General features: G+C 35.0%; 16 protein-coding genes. 7 read left to right on the top strand and 9 right to left on the bottom strand.

Features of this window, described 5'->3' with window-relative positions:
* Positions 1-28: 28 nt before the first annotated feature.
* The 4 genes from B8977_RS11705 to B8977_RS11690 all read right to left on the bottom strand — a co-directional run bounded on the left by B8977_RS11705 (position 29) and on the right by B8977_RS11690 (position 4,916).
* Positions 29-1,498 carry an FAD-binding oxidoreductase gene (locus tag B8977_RS11705; RefSeq protein ID WP_084017914.1) on the bottom strand — a complete coding sequence of 490 codons (1,470 nt, stop codon included), beginning with the start codon at positions 1,496-1,498 and terminating at the stop codon, positions 29-31.
* Between the two features lie 95 nt (positions 1,499-1,593).
* The gene (gene sucC / locus B8977_RS11700) at positions 1,594-2,787 is read right to left on the bottom strand and encodes an ADP-forming succinate--CoA ligase subunit beta (protein ID WP_084017913.1); all 1,194 of its coding nucleotides are present in this window, start codon (positions 2,785-2,787) and stop codon (positions 1,594-1,596) included.
* 87 nt (positions 2,788-2,874) lie between these two features.
* Entirely contained in the window at positions 2,875-3,552 is a 678-nt protein-coding gene (locus tag B8977_RS11695) for a response regulator transcription factor (protein WP_084017912.1), read from the bottom strand.
* On the bottom strand, positions 3,549-4,916 hold the full coding sequence (locus B8977_RS11690; RefSeq protein ID WP_084017911.1) for a sensor histidine kinase: 1,368 nt from the start codon (positions 4,914-4,916) through the stop codon (positions 3,549-3,551). Before B8977_RS11690 ends, B8977_RS11695 begins: the two co-directional genes overlap by 4 nt.
* Positions 4,917-5,060: 144 nt before the next feature.
* Between B8977_RS11690 and B8977_RS11685 the strand changes: the two genes are divergently transcribed.
* The 6 genes from B8977_RS11685 to B8977_RS11660 all read left to right on the top strand — a co-directional run bounded on the left by B8977_RS11685 (position 5,061) and on the right by B8977_RS11660 (position 11,593).
* On the top strand, positions 5,061-5,474 hold the full coding sequence (locus B8977_RS11685; RefSeq protein ID WP_084017910.1) for a hypothetical protein: 414 nt from the start codon (positions 5,061-5,063) through the stop codon (positions 5,472-5,474).
* Complete coding sequence (locus tag B8977_RS11680) at positions 5,474-6,373, top strand: retropepsin-like aspartic protease (RefSeq protein WP_084017909.1); 900 nt, start codon at positions 5,474-5,476, stop codon at positions 6,371-6,373. Before B8977_RS11685 ends, B8977_RS11680 begins: the two co-directional genes overlap by 1 nt.
* A gap of 55 nt (positions 6,374-6,428) precedes the next feature.
* Positions 6,429-7,343, top strand: coding sequence for an alpha/beta hydrolase (locus B8977_RS11675; protein ID WP_084017908.1), 915 nt, complete (start codon positions 6,429-6,431; stop codon positions 7,341-7,343).
* Between the two features lie 64 nt (positions 7,344-7,407).
* Positions 7,408-9,891, top strand: coding sequence for a DUF5916 domain-containing protein (locus B8977_RS11670; protein WP_185116613.1), 2,484 nt, complete (start codon positions 7,408-7,410; stop codon positions 9,889-9,891).
* A 36-nt stretch (positions 9,892-9,927) separates the two neighbouring features.
* Positions 9,928-11,217 (top strand): DUF2268 domain-containing putative Zn-dependent protease, encoded by a 1,290-nt coding sequence (locus B8977_RS11665; RefSeq protein ID WP_084017907.1) that lies wholly within the window; start codon positions 9,928-9,930, stop codon positions 11,215-11,217.
* A 19-nt stretch (positions 11,218-11,236) separates the two neighbouring features.
* Positions 11,237-11,593, top strand: a complete 357-nt coding sequence (locus B8977_RS11660) for a bleomycin resistance protein (RefSeq protein ID WP_084017906.1) — start codon at positions 11,237-11,239, stop codon at positions 11,591-11,593.
* A gap of 27 nt (positions 11,594-11,620) precedes the next feature.
* Here the strand turns inward: B8977_RS11660 and B8977_RS11655 are convergent, their stop codons facing one another.
* Complete coding sequence (locus tag B8977_RS11655) at positions 11,621-12,388, bottom strand: queuosine precursor transporter (RefSeq protein ID WP_084017905.1); 768 nt, start codon at positions 12,386-12,388, stop codon at positions 11,621-11,623.
* A 116-nt stretch (positions 12,389-12,504) separates the two neighbouring features.
* On the opposite strand from B8977_RS11655, the gene B8977_RS11650 reads away from it, so the two are divergent.
* Positions 12,505-14,211: an ArnT family glycosyltransferase gene (locus B8977_RS11650; protein ID WP_084017904.1), complete on the top strand. Its 1,707-nt coding sequence runs from the start codon at positions 12,505-12,507 to the stop codon at positions 14,209-14,211.
* A 93-nt stretch (positions 14,212-14,304) separates the two neighbouring features.
* On the opposite strand, the gene B8977_RS11645 is transcribed toward B8977_RS11650, so the two are convergent.
* The 4 genes from B8977_RS11645 to dapF are packed head-to-tail and all read right to left on the bottom strand — an operon-like array spanning position 14,305 to position 19,058.
* Positions 14,305-14,793 (bottom strand): hypothetical protein, encoded by a 489-nt coding sequence (locus tag B8977_RS11645; protein WP_143736487.1) that lies wholly within the window; start codon positions 14,791-14,793, stop codon positions 14,305-14,307.
* A gap of 18 nt (positions 14,794-14,811) precedes the next feature.
* Entirely contained in the window at positions 14,812-15,816 is a 1,005-nt protein-coding gene (mltG, locus tag B8977_RS11640; RefSeq protein ID WP_084017902.1) for an endolytic transglycosylase MltG, read from the bottom strand.
* Positions 15,817-15,820: 4 nt separating this feature from the next.
* Positions 15,821-18,259, bottom strand: coding sequence for a WG repeat-containing protein (locus B8977_RS11635; RefSeq protein ID WP_084017901.1), 2,439 nt, complete (start codon positions 18,257-18,259; stop codon positions 15,821-15,823).
* A 19-nt stretch (positions 18,260-18,278) separates the two neighbouring features.
* Positions 18,279-19,058, bottom strand: coding sequence for a diaminopimelate epimerase (dapF, locus tag B8977_RS11630; RefSeq protein WP_084017900.1), 780 nt, complete (start codon positions 19,056-19,058; stop codon positions 18,279-18,281).
* Between the last annotated feature and the right edge of the window lie 29 nt (positions 19,059-19,087).

The following is a 19,087-nucleotide window of genomic DNA, read 5'->3' as shown; positions in this document are numbered from 1 at the left end:
TTACAAATATAATGGTCTTTGGTCTGCTTTATTTATAATGTTCATAAAACTTATTGCTGAAAATTTCTTGTGAATCGTATTTCTTTTTTTGTTCAAAAAATATATCTGCTTGCGGATAAACTTTTCTCATCTTTTCCTTGTCAATGTGCAATCTGTAAGGCAAATAAAATGTTCCCTGATTCTTTATCGCTGCATCTGCCAAGTGATTTGTAAGGATTTTCATTTCACTTTCTTGTTCCGATGTTTTCTTTTGGTTGAATAAAAACACAAAACCGAAAACGTCTTCTCTTGCAAAATTCATAAAAGCATCTTCATCTTTATGAACACGACGGATTGTGATGTTGAGTAAATCAAGTTTAGATTTTTGGAGAATGGGTTTAATATCTTGAATGAATTGCACAAAATTTCTTTCCGGGATGAAGTATTCCTGAAGTAAATCTGTAGAATTTGAATCTTTATTTTCAATTAATGATACATGGTCATTGAGCAATTCATTTCTAGAGTAAATACTATTTTTCGTTATTTTATTCATTCCTGTTTCCAAATCCCAACGTAATCTTTTTCCATATTCACTATCTACACTGCCTCTGAATACCAGTCGCTTTGCTTCAAAATTTTTAGCATTTTGCTCAACTATTGGTAACGGTTTATCATATGTTTTTTCAAAAAAATTGATTGTTGCCTCCTCTAAAAAATGTTTATCTGAAATACGGAGCCTTCCAAAAACGAGATTTACATCAGGATTTTGCGAAACAAACTTATGATAATGAGCCACGTAATTTTCAGGACTTAAACGAATATATTTGTATTTCAACGCAACATTGTCTACAACTTTTAATTTGATATCCAAGATAATTCCAAAAAGCCCATAACCTCCCACCACAAGCTTGAATAATTCAGGATTTTCTTCTCTGCTACAATTCAATATTTCGCCTTGAGCATTCATCAAAGTAAATGAAAGAACACTTGAGGAAACCGGCGGTAAATCTTTTTGCCAGCCATGTCCGTTTACGCTTATGGAACCACCTACGGAAAATGAACTAAAAGCCTGCATGACCATAATGGACTTCCCATATTGATCCAAATATTTTATGGCGTCTTCCCAAAGTGCACCAGAACCTATAGTCAAAACATCATTTTCTTTATCTAATTGCATGTGATTATACGGTAGCATATTGAGTAGGATCCCATCAGGATAAATCGTATGACCGCCCATGCTATGCTGTGCGCCAGCAATTGAAATTTTAAGATTATTTTGCTGTGCGTGTTTCAAAATGGAGCGCAATTGTAACTCCATTTCCAACTTATCCGCAGGAACTTTTATAATAGTATCAACTTTAGTAAGATTTAACCGACTCGCATCATTTGTATATCCTGCGGATAAATTTATAGCGGCATCTGATTCTTTCAATTTTGTTTTCAAAAGATGAAATAACGGAAAGGATATGAAAACCAGAGTCAATAAAATACTGAGAATCCAGATATATTTTTTCTTCATTTAGGTATAGTATTTTCTTTGGTTAAATTAATAAAAAAAGGAACCCGAATTGAGTTCCTTTTAAATTTATACTTGTAATTTTTATTTCTAAAAAATTAAGCAACCACAGCTTTTACGCGGTCTGCTGCTTCTTGCAAAGTGATTGCAGAAAGAACTTCTAATCCTGAATCGTCAATCATTTTCTTAGCGATTTCAGCATTGGTTCCTTGCAAACGAACGATGATTGGAACTTTGATAGCGTCGCCCATGTTTTTGTAAGCATCTAAGATCCCTTGTGCCACACGGTCACAACGAACGATTCCTCCAAAGATATTGATCAAAATTGCTTTTACGTTTTCGTCTTTCAAGATGATACGGAATGCTTTTTCAACACGCTCTGCGTCAGCCGTTCCTCCAACATCCAAGAAGTTTGCAGGGTTACCGCCAGAAAGTTTGATGATGTCCATAGTAGCCATCGCCAATCCCGCTCCATTTACCATACAACCTACGTTTCCGTCTAATTTTACGAAGTTCAAACCTGCTTCATCCGCCTCAACTTCTGTTGCATCTTCTTCTCTTTTATCGCGCAATGCAGCCAAATCTTGGTGACGGAAAAGTGAATTTCCATCCAAAGTTACTTTTGCATCTACTGCGATTATTTTGTTGTCTGAAGTTTTCAATACCGGATTGATTTCAAACATAGAAGCGTCGATTCCGATAAATGCTTTGTACAATGCATCGATAAAAATCACACAATCTTTGAAAGCCGCACCGCTCAAACCTAAGTTGAAAGCAATTTTACGAGCCTGGAATCCTTGTAAACCTACACCCGGGTCGATTTCTTCTGTAAAGATTTTTTCCGGTGTGTGTTCAGCTACTTCTTCGATGTCCATACCACCTTCAGTAGAATACATGATCATGTTTTTACCCGTCGCTCGGTTCAATAAAACTGAAACATAAAATTCTTCCGTTTCAGACTCGCCAGGATAATAAACATCTTCAGCTATCAAAACCTGATGAACCGTTTTCCCTTCAGCAGAAGTCTGAGGTGTAATCAACTGCATACCGATGATTTCGGACGCTTTTTGTTTTACCTCGTCAAGGTTTTTAGCTAATTTCACTCCTCCGCCTTTTCCGCGTCCACCAGCATGGATTTGGGCTTTCACTACGTGCCACCCTGTTCCGGTTTCCTCGGTTAATTTTTTAGCAGCTTCTACAGCAGCTTCTGGAGTTTCGGCTACAATTCCTTTTTGAATTTTTACGCCATATTTGCTTAAAATCTCTTTGCTTTGGTATTCGTGAAGATTCATCTTATTTAATTTTGTGTCGCAAAAGTAAGAATTCTATTGGATTTTAACTATTTATTGCGGGTTGATTTTGGTCAGGTAGCATAAGTTTCACACCAAAAATCGAAAACCTACTCCTCTTACGCTTTCAATCTGGATGGATGGGTCTTCTGAAAGATATTTGCGAAGACGGCTGACAAAGACATCAAGACTTCTGCCGCTGAAAAAATCTGCTTCTTCCCAAAGATGGCTGAGTATCTCATTTCTTTTGATCAGTTGATTTTTGTGCTGGATGAAATAACTCAACAGCTGCACTTCTTTTTCGGTCAAAGTTTTGGTTGAATGATGAGAAATCAATGCAAAATTTTCCGGTTCGAAAGTGAAAAGCCCCATTTGATACGTATCAATTTTTGGCGGAATGGCATTTTGTTTTCGTTTCAAAATGTTTTTAATTCTGAGAATTAATTCGTCGGCATCAAAAGGTTTTGTGATGTAATCGTCAGCGCCCAATTTCAATCCGGTCAAAACATCTTCTTTTAATTTTCGCGCTGTTACAAACAAAAATGGAAGATTTGGGTGTTGAATGTGGATTTTTTGTGCCAATTCAAATCCGTCTTCCCGCGGCATCATGACGTCTAAAATGGCGATGTCATATTCGTTTGATTTTAATTCTTCGCGTGCTTCAATTCCATCAAACACACGGTTAACGGAAAAACTATTTAATTCTAGATATTGTTTGAGCAGATTACCCAAATCCAAATCATCTTCCACAATCAAAACACGAATCATACAACAGGAATTTTTAAGATGAATGTACTTCCTTCGCCTAATTTACTTTTGACCGAAATCGTTCCGCCAAGGCTTTTCATAATTTGTTTACTCAAATACAAACCTAATCCCAAACCTTTTATATTGTGCTGATTCCCTTCTGAAACACGGTGAAATTTGTCAAATATTTTTGTTTGTTCATTAGCTGGAATTCCTTTTCCTTGGTCATGAATTTCGATTATATATTCAGAATTATTTTCATAAGATTTCAATAAAATCTCTGAATTTTTCGGGCTGTATTTCTGTGCATTTTCCAAAACATTTTGGATAACTCTTTCTAGCTGGCTTAAATCTGTTTTTGCATAAAATTCTTCAGGATTAATATCGGTTTTGAACGAATGCGTTTCAGAATTAAAATCAGAAGAAGTTTCTTTTAAAAACTGAACGATATTTTCTTTTTTTAATTCATTTTGATAATTCATCGAACTTTCTAAAACGCGGTCAGTTATATTTTGAATACGTTTATTTTGACGTTCTAAAGCTTGGATCAATTCCATTCTTTTTTCAGCATCTTGATTGATTTCTTCATTTTTCAAAGATTTGATAATCAATGCTAGCGAAGCCATTGGCGTTTTGAGTTCGTGGGTGATATTGTTGGCGAAATCTGTTTTTATTTCCGCAATTTTTTTCTGTTTGATTAATGAACGATACATCCAGAAAAATAGAAAAATAACTGCTAAAATCAATCCGACAGCGGCAATGAGCATCCACATCATTTTTCCCCAAACTTTTTGTTGAAAGTTGGAAATGTCAATATCTGCCGTTTGCGTATGTTTGTAAAAGTATTTGATTCCGTTTTTGATAGAATCGTTTTCAAGATCAACGGAAGAATGTGAGGTTCCTATATTGATATTAAAAGCTTTATTTTCAAAAGATTTACCGATAAAAACAATCGGTTTGTCTTTGATCTTTAGTAAAGTATCGTAAACACCGTTCGAATCAAATATAATTTGCGTCAACTGTATGCGGAGTTTGATTTCATTTAAAATCGGATAATCACTGACCTGCGATTGTAAAAAATTATCACTCAACCTGCGGATGGAATCTGCTGTGTAATAAATACTTCTCTTGAATTCCGCCATAGAAATGCTGTCTTGAGATTGTTGCAAACAGAGTTTTTTGACCCTTTCCATAAAATGGTCTTCGAGACTGTCCAATTCAGGCGCTTCCACAACAGGTGCAATTTCCTTTTTGACGTCATTTACATAGGTTTCCGAAGTCAACTGATAAGTATTGCGAATCAAATAATATTGAATGGAAATAAGTCCCCCTAAAATCAGAAAGCAGGTGATTATTAATAATTTGACTTGGTTTTGTTGTTTCATTTTAAATTATCAGGACAAAATTAATTAAGAAAACCAATTCTCCATCAGCAATTTAAGCCATTAACTCATCATTAACCTAGGATTAACCCATTTTGTTTTTGGGATGTATGAATTTTGTCTCATCAAATTTAAAACACATCAATTATGAAAAACATTATCACCATTATTGCTTTGACATTGCTTTCTGCGATGTTGGGCGCACAAACTTCAAAGTCGAGTTCAAGTTCTACAACTTCATCTTCTAATTTATCTATTTCCGTTCACAGTGATGACGATGATTATTCTTACACTGCAAAATTTGACGGTGATAAAACGAAAGCGGCTCAAAATGTAATCATTAAAAACTTAGGAGAACCAACCCAAAAAACAGATAGAACGGCAATCTGGGAAGGGAAAGGATACAGCGTAAGCGTTCGTACGGGTAAAATCGAAATGGAAATGGATTTTGAAAAAGTAACGAAATCTTTTCGATTGAAATTTGAAGATATGGGCGATCAGATTTCAGAAGCTTTAGGTTCACCAAAGGCTCCAACCCCGCCAAATCCACCTAAAAAATAATGAGTTCGTTTCAATCCATTTTGCTTTGTCTGATAAGTTTTTCAGTTTTCGGACAAAGCAATTCCATTTCAGTTGTTCCTTTCACTTTGGAAAATAATGGGATTTACATTTATTGCAAAATCAATGAAACGGATAGTTTGAAATTTCTTTTTGATACTGGAGCAGATGGAACGGTGATCAATGGACAATCGCTCGAGAAATTAAATCTGAAAATTGACAGTCAAACACTCAACATTGGTTCAAACGGAAGCAATATGGTTGATGTAAGTTCGAGCAATACAATTTTGTTTGGTGGAATTACAGCAACGGGTGTACCATTGCCGATTATCCCTTATGAAACTACTCAATTTGACGGTGTTTTTGGGACAAACCTAATGAGCAAACACATCATTGAAATCGATTATGACAAAAGTGAATTGAGGTTTTATGAAATTTCAAGTTATCAAAATGATTTAAAAAGTTATGAAAAATTTAAAATTCATTACGTAGAAAATTATCCCACAATTAAAAGTGCATTGTGGGTGAATGGTAAAAAATATTCCGGATTTTTTGGTTTGGATACAGGCGCCGATAATACATTGACGATTTCGCCTTTTTATTCCGTTAAAAATAAATTTGAAGAAAAGATGAAAAAAATCGGATTGGCCATTTCACAAGGTTCAGACGGATCAAAGTACGAAAGTCCTGTTGTTCTCGCACCGGAAATACATTTAGGCAATAAGTCTTTGTACGAAGTTCCAATCGATTTGTCACAATCAGCGAGTGGCGTTCATGCTACCAAAGAAATTGCAGGATTTTACGGGAACAGCATCTTGAAAAGGTTCAACATCGTTCTGGATTTAAAGAATGAATTCATTTACCTAAAATTGAACAAAAATCTGTACACTGCTTTTTATTAATTTATTCCTTTTAACATTTAAATTTTCTCATCATTTATTAATAAACTATAATCCAATGAAATACAGAATAATCATAGCCTTACTTTTTGTTTTTTCTTTTAAAGCTTCTGCTCAGAAAACTGAAAAAATTCAACTCCAAAATTCGGAAGATTATTATTTAAAAATCATCCCTAAAAACAAACCAACTGCTATTTTGTTTTTATTTCATGGTGGTGGAGAAATTCCAGAAGATGTTCTCAAACAAATTGAACTTCCAAAATTGGCTTCTAAAAATAATTTTTTGGTAATTCTCCCTCATTTTTCTAATGACACTACGAAAATGATTGAAGAAGTAAATTATACAAATAAAATTGCGATTCAATTGATGAAAGAATATAATATTGAAAAAAATAAAATTGTTTTGGGTGGTTTTTCTGGAGGCGGTATGCTTTCCATAACCTTTGCTGAAAGAGCGGTTAGAGATCAAAATACCTCGTTCATTCCTAAAGCGATTTTTGCAATTGATGTTCCTTTGGATTTTGAACAAATGTACCAAAGAAGCGAACGAGAAATCAAAAGAAATTTTTCTGAAATTGGGGTAAGCGAGGCAAAATTTATCTTGAATGATTTAATTCAAAATTTTGGAGGAAGCCCTTCTGAATTTCCGAAAGAATATGAAAAATATTCTATGTTTACTTATCGAAAAGAAGATGGCGGAAATGCAAAATATTTACTTAATATTCCCATCAGAATTTACACAGAACCGGGTATCGAGTGGCAATTAGAACAAAGACACAGAGATTTATATGATTTGAATTGCACCAATATTTCCGCAATGATAAATTTACTTCAACTCAAAGGACACAAAAACGCAGAATTAATAACAACTTTCAACAAGGGAAAAAGACTTAACGGACTTAAACATCCACATTCTTGGAATATAATGGATTCAAAAGATACCATGAGTTGGATTTTAAAACAATTCGAATAATTAATTTGTAACATTTCAAATTTCCCATCGTCTATTAAAAAACTAAAATTCAATGCACCTGATTTTGAAAACCGTATTTGCAATTACCATATTATTACTGGCAATTTTTGTCAAAGGACAGGAATTGGATTCCATTTCCAGAAAAAAACTGAACATCACAAAGATTTCAGATGCACCAAAAATTGATGGTGTTTTAGATGATTTGGCATGGCAAAATGCGGCAATTGCTAAAGATTTTGTAGAAAGAAATCCTACCAACGGAAGACCTATTCCTGACAGCCTACGTACCGAAGTGAAAGTGGTTTACGATGATTTGGGAATTTATTTTGGTGCAACAATGTACGATCCAGAACCCGATAAAATCCTGAAAGAACTAACCGAACGCGACGGCATCGGAAATGATGATTTCTTTTTCATTTTGTTAAATGGTTACAACGACCGCCAGCAAAGTTTACAGTTCATCGTGACGGCAGCAGGTGTTCAGTATGATGCCAAAATGACCAATGGAAATGAGGATAGTTCTTGGAATGGCGTTTGGTACAGCGCGGTGAAAATCAATGCGGACAGCTGGGTAGCGGAATTGTTCATTCCTTATTCAGAAGTTCGATTTCCGAAAAAAGATATCCAAACCTGGGGACTACAGATAGAACGTGAATTTAGAAGAACGCGAAGCCGTTACAGCTGGAATTTTGTTGACAATACCAAAGGTGCATTTTCAACTTATGACGGAGAAATTCATGGGATCCAAAATATAGAAACCCCTACCAGACTTTCATTTCAGCCCTATGTTTCGACTTATTTGAATAGTTATGATGGTGAATCTGAGTTCGTTTTCAACGGCGGAATGGATTTGAAATATGGAATCAATGATGCTTTCACGTTAGACATGGTTTTGATTCCAGATTTTGGACAAACCAAATTTGACAATGCGGTTCTGAACCTTTCTGCATTTGAAGTTCAATATGCGGAACAGCGTCCATTTTTTACGGAAGGAACGGAATTGTTTAACAAAGGAAATTTATTTTATTCCAGAAGAATTGGCGGTTACCCGACCGGTTATCCTGACTTGGGTGAAAATGAAGAAATAACTGAATTTCCTGCAAGAGTAGATTTGATCAATGCATTTAAAATTTCAGGGAGAACTGAAAAGAACCTAGGAATCGGGATTTTCAATGCGATTACAGAAAAAACTTACGCCAAAATTTACGATTCACAAAGTCTTCAATCCCGAAAATCGGTTGTAGAACCACTTGCCAATTACAATGTTTTGGTTTTGGACCAACGATTTGGCGACAACAATTCCATTTCATTTGTCAACACAAATACACTTCGTGAAGGCGATTTCCGAGATGCAAATGCTTCTGGTGTTTATTTTGATTTGACAAATAAAGCCAAAACCTGGAATTACTGGGGAAATCTGGAAGGAAGCTGGGTAATGAACGGAAAAACGAAATTCGGAACTGAAGGTAGCATTGCGGCGGCAAAAATCAGCGGTGAACACCGCTATCAAGCGAGTATATTTTTCAGAACCAAAGATTACAACATTGATGATTTGGGTTATACCGGACAGACGAATTACATCAATTATTACGCTTATTACGGTTACAGATATTTGCAGCCAAAAGGATTTTTAAACAATTTGAACCTTAATTTTAATTTTAATTACAATAGAAGACTGGAACCTGATTTGTTCAACAACTTTGTATTTAATTTTAACTCAAGTTTTACAACTAAAAAATTCTTTGGATTTGGTGGTGGATTTGAAAGTACAATCTTTGAAAATTATGACATTTACGAACCACGCGTGCATGGGCGTCACGTAAAAGTTCCTGCTTATTACGATCCTTGGGTTTGGATATCAACGGATTTTCGCAAAAAATTCGCATTAGAGTCTACGGTAGATTGGTATAAATATGACCAGCATGGAAGAGGAAAATTGTATTTTGAATTTGAGCCGCGTTACAGAATTTCAGACAAATGGAAATTGTATTATTTCTCAAATGCAACTTTCTCTGACAAAGAACAAGGCTATGTTTCCAGAGATGAAAGCAATATTTATTTTGGTGAACGTGACAGAAACACACTCGAAAACACTTTGGAATCTCAATACATTTTCAATGATAAAATGGCTTTGAGCCTAGCATTCAGACATTATTACACTGAAGTGACTTATGATAAATATTTCACATTAGAAGAAAACGGAGATTTGACTCCAGATGAAAATTATACTACCAACCACAATGCCACTTACAACAGTTGGAACATCGATTTGCGTTTCAGCTGGTGGTTTGCGCCGGGAAGTCAGTTATCATTACTTTACAGAAATTCGATGGAAAGTTATGATGAAATTTCAAGGATGAGTTTCCGAGAAAATTTTGATTATTTGTTTGACCAACCGCAATTGAACAGTTTTTCGGTTCGCGTGAGCTATTTCCTTGATTATAACCGTATGAAAAACTGGTTTAAAAAACGTCCTCAAATCGAAGAAAACACAACCAAAAGTTCTTACCGAGAATACAAAAGTATGGCGTACAGGAGGAATGGATGATTTGTTTGATTAAATTTGGATTCAATAAACTCAACTATGAAATTCTTACCAGTCCTAATTTTATTGTTTTCAATAAATGTATTCAGCCAGAAAATCATCACTTCTGACATCGGTAATTTTTGGAATGCTTATGACAAAATTATTGTGGAAAAAGATTCTGTCAAACAATTAGATTTAATAAACACACTTTACATCGACAAAGGAACGCCGGGTTTGGATGGAATAATGAGAGCTAGAAGATATTCTGCGGAAGAATATATTTATGCCATCAATAATTATCCGAAATTCTGGCAATCTATCAGAAAAAACACTTTAAAATCGAATCAATTTTCCAAAGACATTCAAAAAGCGGTAAATAATTTGAAAAATATATATCCGGATTTGAAACCTGTCAATATCTATTTTGAAATCGGGATTTTGAGAACCGGTGGTACGACCATAGATGGAATGTCGCTTATCGGTAGCGAAGTTGCCTTGGCAGACAAATCCGTTATAACATCTGAATTTGATGTAGTTTATCCGCACCTGAGAAGTTATTTCGATACAGAACCGATCAAAGACGTCATATTTTTGAATGTTCACGAATACATCCACACACAGCAAAAAGAAACTATCGGAAATACGCTTTTGTCACAAACGATTATGGAAGGTATTGCGGAGTTTTTAGCTGAAATTGCTTTGAATCAAAAATCTCCGAATCCGCAAATTGAATTTGGATTTAAAAATCAAAAAAAAATCAAAACTGCATTCCAAAAGGAAATGTTTTCTCCAAATATTTACAATTGGATAATGAATGATGCCAATAATCAATTTGGAATGCGCGACTTAGGATATTTTGTAGGATATGCGATTTGTAAAAAATATTACGAACAATCTTCCCATAAAGAATCTGCAGTAAAGGAAATGATCGAATTGGATTACAACAATGAAAATGATTTAATCAGATTTGTAGAGAGAACGAAATATTTTGATCATCCTTTGTCATTTTACAAAAAGGAATTTGAAAACTCAAGACCCAGAGTGATTGGAATCCACCAATTTGACAATGGAAGTCAAAATGTAAATCCTGAAATCAAAACTTTCACGATTAATTTCTCGGAAGAAATGAACAGCGATTTTAGGAATTTTGAACTGGGACCGCTTGGAGAAAATAACTTACTTAGAATTTCAAAGATTATAGGATTCTCTGATGATAAGAAATCTTTTACTTTTGAATCAAATCTCGAACCCAATAAACAATATCAAATCTTAGTTGACTTTGGATTTCGTTCAGCAAAAGGTTATCCGTTGGTTCCTTATTTGATTGGTTTTTCTACTTTTAAATAATTATATTTAAACAAAAAAAATGATTACATCCATCTGCCCCAAACTTCCGATGCGCGATAAATCGGCGACCAAAAATTATTACCTCAACGAATTGGGTTTCCAGCAATTTGGAAGTGATGAATTTCCGGATTATCTGATGGTCAAAAAAGGAAATATTGAAATTCATTTCTTTTTGTTCAAAGAATTAAACCCGAAAGAAAATTACGGTCAGGTTTACATTCGTGTAGAAAATATCGAGAAAGTTTATCAGGATTTTTTAGATGAGAAAACATCCATTCACCCCAACGGTGCATTGAAAGCTACTCCTTGGGGAATGAAGGAATTTCATTTGCTTGACCCTGATAATAATTTGTTGACTTTTGGAGAGTCCATTTAAAATTTAAAATTCTTCATTCAAAATAAACTACGACTGCGCGTCCTTCAAAAGCTTCTGCGACAAATCTTTCCCTAAAAAAGTATCCACAATTTTATGAATGATATAAAGCAAAGGCGTCAATAAAACCGCAACCGTAAATTTATAAATATATCCGACCAGACAAATCGCCAGAACCGTCTGCCAAGTCCAGTCATAAGCGGGGTTTAAATAAAAAGCAATGAAAGCAACCACAAAAGAATCAATCAGTTGAGAAACCACTGTGGAACCCGTCGCTCGCAGCCAAAGTTTCTTTTCGCCTGTTACCTTTTTAATTTTGTGGAAAATATAAACATCTAAAATTTGTCCGATGATAAATGCTGTCAGCGACCCGAAAATAATCCACATTCCCTGACCGAAAACTTTATTAAATGCCAAGTGCATATTCAGATCCTGCCCGTCCACTTTTTCATTTACCCAAAAATCTGCAGGAATAGTTTGAATCGAAATCCAAGTCATTCCAAACAAAAATAAAATCAACGCAGCCGTCATCACAGAGAGAAATTTCACTTGCTTTACTCCGAAATATTCATTGATAATGTCCGTCATGATGAAAACCAACGGCCAGGTCAAACTTCCTGCCGACATATTGAATGACAAATCCTTCACACCGAAAAGTTCCCAATTGACTGGTTCAAAACCGAAAGTTCTTTCTACTGAAAATATTTTCACGCCGATGAATTCGGACAAAACAGTATTGGCAACGAAAAATGCAGAGAGAATGATGAGCAGCCGGCTTTCTTTGGTTTTGAATGTCATGAATCAAATATAAAAAAGAATTTCGTGAAAAACCTTTTAGGTTTCTAAAACCTCAAAGGTTTAAATGCTTGATATTTACAAAAAATCAACTTATTTTGTACTAATTAAATCTACACGTGCCAGACAAACGACTCATCATAGGAATTTTGATAATGCTAACTGTAAATATTTTGCAGGCATTTTTTACGCCTATCAGCGAAGATGAAGCTTACTATTGGCTATGGTCGCAAAATTTGGATTGGGGATATTTTGACCATCCGCCTATGGTTGCCTGGTGGATTTCTTTAGGATACAGTATTTTTCAAAATGAATTGGGTGTAAGATTGGTCACAGTTTTACTTAATTCTTTTTCGTATTTCTTTTTGTGGGAAATATTAAAACCTAAAACACGGAATCAAGTCAAACTTTTCTGGACTTCGGTTTTATCGGTTTTGATTATTCATTTTTTCAGCTTCATCACTACACCTGATGCGCCTTTGCTGTTTTTCACTTTGCTGTATTTGTATGTTTTGCAGAAATTTATTTCAAACCAAAATTTAACCAACACGTTATTGCTGGGATTCTCCATGGCTGGATTGGTTTACAGCAAATACCATGGGATTTTGGTGATTATTTTCACGCTGATTCCATTGATTAAAGATTTTTACCAAAATAAAAAATTATACGGAGCAATTTTGTTTGGAATTGTACTTTATCTCCCGCATACTATCTGGATTATCACGCATGATTTCTCGCCGCTTCGTTACCATTTTATGGAGAGAAGCGCTGATGACAGCTTCCAGTGGCAAAGGGTTTTGAATTATTTCGGAATGTATTTTATGGGAGCTGCACCAATGTTAAGTTATTTTATTTTTAATTCAATTTTTAGGTTTAAATCCAAAGATTTGTTCAGAAAAAGTATTTTATCTCTTGCAGTGATTCCGGGTATATTTTTTCTTTTTTCTTTGCTCAAAGATAACGTACAACCTCAATGGCTGCTCATCAGTTTTATCGCGATGATTCTTTTGATGTATTGGAATTACTCAGAGACGCAAGACACAAGCATTGAGTATCAGGACGTTGAATTTTTAAATCAAAACGCAAGGGGCAAAAGGCAAAATAATTTGCTTATCGGATTGGGTATTGCAGGAATCGCTTTGGTTTTGGCATTAAGAATTTTGATTGCGGTTCCGTCCATTTCTCCTTTTACTAAAAATGAAATATTTGCTGAAAATGCGGGAAAGTTAAATCCTGTAAATCCTGTTTTTGAAAAATATCAGGAAGCTTCTGTATACAACTTCTTTCATCCGGATCAAAGAGCAGTAGTGCACAGAACGCTGGGCAACCGCAAAAGCCAGTTTGACCTTTGGAACTGGGAGGAAGAAATGAATGGCAAAACAATTACTTTCATTTCACCGTGGACGCAAAGTGAAAATTCATTCAAAGGATTTAAAAACCGTGATTATTTTCTCAAAGTAATTCCTGAATACGAAACTTACCATCTGGTGGAAGTAAAAACCCTGACAAATCTGGAAACGGCAGCGGGCGAAAAAATAAATTTAGGACTGAAAATTACCAACTACCACAGCCGCGAAATCGAAATCGGCGGCAATTCCAATCTGCAGTTTACAGTAAATTATTACCAGGATTTTCAGTACAATATCCTTTACAGTCCGCTGGTGGAAATGGGAAAAATCATCCTCGCTCCGGGAGAAGAACTGGACATTCAGATTTCATTTCTGAACATTTCAAAACCGGGAGATTACAAAGCCTGCGTGGGCATCAACAATTCACAAATCGGAACGACTTATGTTTCTAATGTGGTTAATTTAAATGTAAAATAATTTCGGATTGAAATATTTCATTTTTATTACAATTCTTTCATGCCTTTGGCGTTTTATTTAAACTTCATGACATGACTTAAAAGAGGAATTTTATTATTTTTTTGAATTTAATTTTTGGTCAAAATCATCCAGCATTTCAATCAAATTCTGAATTCTTAACTCATTTGATTTAGAACAATCACCCTCAAGATAATCAACCATCGTTCTTACATCATAAAATTGTTGATTAGTTTTGATTTTTCCTTGTTTTACAATCTTATCAATTTTCTCGAAAAAGGATTGAAAAATATCCACATCATAATTGGTTTTTTCTTTAATATATTGGTTGAATTTAAAATCTCTGCCTTCAATTGGCACTTCGGTTAAATCTCTGAACCAACTTTTTAAACGTGTAAGTTGACCTAATTCAAAAAACTTTTCTGTAATAAGCTTTAGTTCAAGAAAATGAGTTTCTGAATCAAAATCCACAGTTTTGACTTCGAGTTGTTTATTGTCTAGGTAATAATCAATAGTAGCCAAAACCAATGCTCTGTATTTTAGAAGTTCTTTGTGCTTTTCGTCTTGATTTAATTTCATGCTCATTGAAAGCCTTTGAACCTCCTACCTAATATTATTATCTTCCAACCACTTACGGTATTTCTCTGCATTGCGTTTATGTTCCTCATAATCATTTGTAAAACTGTGGTAACCCGGTCTATCAGGGTCGGCACAGAAGTAGATAAAATCGTGTCCGTCAGGGTTGAGCACTGCATCTATGGCCGTCATGTTAGGCATACAAATGGGCGCAGGCGGAAGGCCTTTCACGCGGTAGGTATTGTAATCGGAAGGGATCGCCAGATGCCCGTGGTAAACACGCTGAATTTTATTGTTAAATCCGTTCTGCAGACGATATGCATAAATGGAAGTCGGGTCGGCTTCGAGGCGCATGTCCTTGGCAAGTCGGTTGAGGTAAGCCTGTGCGACTTTGGGTTGTTCGTCTACTTTAGAAGCTTCCAGCTGAACGATTGAAGCCAATGTAAAAACCTGAAGCGATGTGAAGTTCATCGATTTGGCTTTGTTTTGCCTTTCTTCCGTCCAGACTTTGTCGTATTCTTTCATCATTTTCTCTACGAAAGTATCGGCAGACGTTGCCCACCAATAGTTGTAAGTATTGGGGATGAAATATTGTTTGACCGTTTCGGCATCAAGGTTTTTAGATTTTGCCAATTTGACAATTGATTCTACAATTTGTACTGAATCCGCTTCAATTTTTTTGGAAACCGAACCCGCCAGATGGAAAATAGTCGGTTCATTTTTAACCATAAGATGAACTTCTGTTTGTTTTCCGTCTATCAATTTATCTAATAAACTACTGTTGGATTCTCCTTTTTCGAGCTTGTATTTTCCGGGTTTGATTTCCGAAGCATAATCTTTGGCTTCGGCATATTTACGAAAAGATTTGATGTCTTTTAATTTTCCCTGAAGTGAGTCCATCACGGCATCCATAGTGGAATTTGTTTTCACATATAGAAACCCATCTTCTTCTACATTGCTTTTTAATCCTGTAAAAAAGTTACAACTCGTCAAAGTCATAACTGCTAAAATTCCTAAAATTATTTTTTTCATATTTTTAATAAGCAAAATAAGTACTTACCCAGAATCCGTTGATTTTAATAGAATTCCTCAATAATTTCTCCAAAAATCTGGAGCCATAATCCCAATCTGTAGTACGTTTGTTCATCACAACACCTTCTTTTATGGTCATATAATCCATAACGTTTATGAGGTGGCTTCTGTTGTATCTGTATTCCTCCGGAATTTTGTCACTCCATTCGGAATGTTTAAATTTCAGCAATCCTTCGTAGATTTTTTGTATTTCATATTCAGGACTTATATATTTGAATTCGTCACGCATCTTGTTGGGATAATTTTTTAGGAAATAAACCAAATGCTCAGATGGCGTTATCTTTTCTGCAAATTCAAGCAAAGCATTGTCATCTGGATTATCGAGCACTTTTATCAATTCCATTTTGAGGTCATCAAATTTTGCAAAACCTTTATGAGGTTTCATAGATACTGGTTGGGTTTTGAAATTTCCGTTGTCATCTATGATACGCATTTTTCCTTCTTTGAAGGTGAGGGCGATGCGTTCTTCACCATATTCATTTACACGTTCGAAATTGGCCACTTGATCAAATAATTCATTACTGATTGGTTTACCACTTCCATTAATAATTGAAAACAATTTATCTTTTTTCGCTTTGTAAAGATTTGTATTTGAAATCTTGGACATTTCGTTGTACTGGAATGGAATGATTGTCTCATTTTTTAAATTAATTACACCAAATTTTTCACCTTTTTTGGCTATAAATTGTAAGTCTTTTTCATGCTTAGCCAGATAATCCAAATTGAAAAAATCAATAAAGGAATAATCCATGGGAACGATGATTTGATGTTCTTGGTTTACGATACCATATTTCTTTCCTTGTTTTACAATGAAGTAAGCAGTTTCGCCAGGGTCATATTTCTGAGTGATTTCGTCATATACAGCCGGCACAATCATTTCTGCAGTATTTTCATCCAGCAATCCATATTTTCCATCTTTCTTCTGGATTAATATAGCCTGAATTTTTGAACGATAGGGAGCAAGCCAATAATTTTCGTTGTGCAAATAGGATACGTTTATGATTTCATTCTGGTATTTCAAATTACCATTTTTATCGAGCACACTGTAAAATTTATCTTTCATAGGAAAGATCATCTGGCTACCTTCAGTATCACTGCGTTTGAACCCATCATAGCTTACTTCAGTGATTTTCTTCCCATTTGTATCATATAGGCCTCTTTTTTTGTCCTTCTCAACCAGCAAATATCTGTCGTAATATTCATAGATTTCATCAAATTGAAATGGTATTATTATTTCATTATTTGCTATGCTCAAAATACCGTATTTACCATCGAGCAATCCTTTGGTAAATGAAGATTTATCGTAAAAATTGTCCAGTTTATCATAAATAGCAGGAACAAGCACTGAGCCATCAGCATTCACCCACCCATATTTTCCGTCTTTTTTGACTTTAAAATTTGAATTTGTGCTTTGATAAAGGGTTTCTTCATATATCATTGGAAGTACTTCCACTCCTTTGTAGTTGATGAGTCCGTATTTATTATTCTTTTTCAGAGTGATATAAGAAGTTCCATCTGTGTGTATAGCCTGATATTCCGGTTTTAGGTAAACTTTACTGTTTTCTATATAAAGTCCCTGCAGGTTTTGCTCATGAGTTAAAAAATAAAGCCTGCGATGCTCATCATAGCGTATGGTTTTATATTCCATAGGAATGACCATTTTACCATTCGTATCATAAACACCAAATTTACCATCCTTGGAAACAATAAAATTTCGCGGAGCAAAACGTATCTGAGAATATTCTAAATTTCCTTTCAGCGGTTTTTCATCCGATTTATAATTTATATCTTCATATTCGAAAGGAATGACCGTTCTCCCATCTATGAGCAACCCATATTTTCCGTCTTTGAGTGCTTTGATTCCATTGTTATAAACTGTAATTTGTGAGAAGTCTCCTTTTATTTCCTTATCCTTGAAATATATTCCAATTTTTTCTTTTTCCTTAACGATGGAATAAGAATTGGCAGCACTAGAATAAAGTATATCATCAAATTTAATGGGAAGCATCAGCTTGCCGGATTTATCAAAACTTCCTTTTTTACTTTTTTTGACGGCTGTAAAAAATTCATCAGCATATGAATAATAAAGCGAATCATTTTCCAATGGAATAATGAAATTTCCTTGTTTATCCAAGAAACCGAATTTTTTATCTTTCTTCACAAGAAAACCACTGTTTACGGTATTTATATAATCATAGACAGGTTCGACTACGACAACATTGTTAAATTTCCCGCCTTTTTTATTGCCTTCGGTAAATACCCTAAAACTGTCACCACCCGGAGGAACGACTTCTTTATCTCCTAAATATTTGGTTCCATCTGGAACTTGTGCTTGAATAATTGAAAATAAAGCCAAAACAAAAAAAGATAATTTGCTTTTCATAATAAATCAAAAAATGTAATTAGAAATAGATTTCCCCTTTGAATACAAATTCCGCAGAACCAGTCAGCCATATATTTTCGTAATGCCCGGCAAGCGTTCTTTCAAATTTGACTGAAAGATTTCCGCCAACTGCTTTTACCTGGATTTCATTTTCATGTAATTTCCCTGTTTCAAATGCTGCAATTGCCGCTGCCGTCACGCCCGTACCACAAGCCAAAGTCTCCCCTTCTACTCCTCGTTCGTAGGTTCTTATGCTTAATGAGTTATTGCCCGTGATTTCGATGAAATTTACGTTGGTGCCCTCTTCAAAATAAGGTTCACCCGAACGGATTCTCGCTCCTATTTTTTGAACATCAACCTTTTCTACATTCTTCACAAATTCCACATGGTGCGGTGAACCGGTATTGAGAAACACAAAATCCATATTTGCGAAGACTTCCAGAACATCCGTCATTTTCAAGTGAATTTTATCTTCTTCTATTATAGCTTCATGGATGCCGTCAATTGCATGGAATTTTGTTTCATTTTGAATTAAACCCAAATTATGAGCGAAGCGAACGACGCATCTACCACCGTTTCCACACATAGTACTTTCTCTCCCGTCAGAATTGAAATAAACCATTTTGAAATCAGACTCCGCATCATTCTGCAATAGAATCAAACCATCTCCTCCTATTCCGAAATAACGGTTGCAAAGTTTCGCAATCGTTTCCTCACTGACAGGAAAAGTCTGGTTTCTGTCATCTATCATTACAAAATCGTTTCCTGCACCTTGGTATTTATAAAAATTAAAACTCAATGGATAAATTTTACTTACAAAATTAGTTA

It is taken from the genome of Moheibacter sediminis, assembly GCF_900176425.1.
Lineage (GTDB): Bacteria > Bacteroidota > Bacteroidia > Flavobacteriales > Weeksellaceae > Moheibacter > Moheibacter sediminis.
The sequence above is the reverse complement of the archived record's forward strand: the minus strand, read 5'-3'. Positions and strand labels throughout refer to the sequence as shown.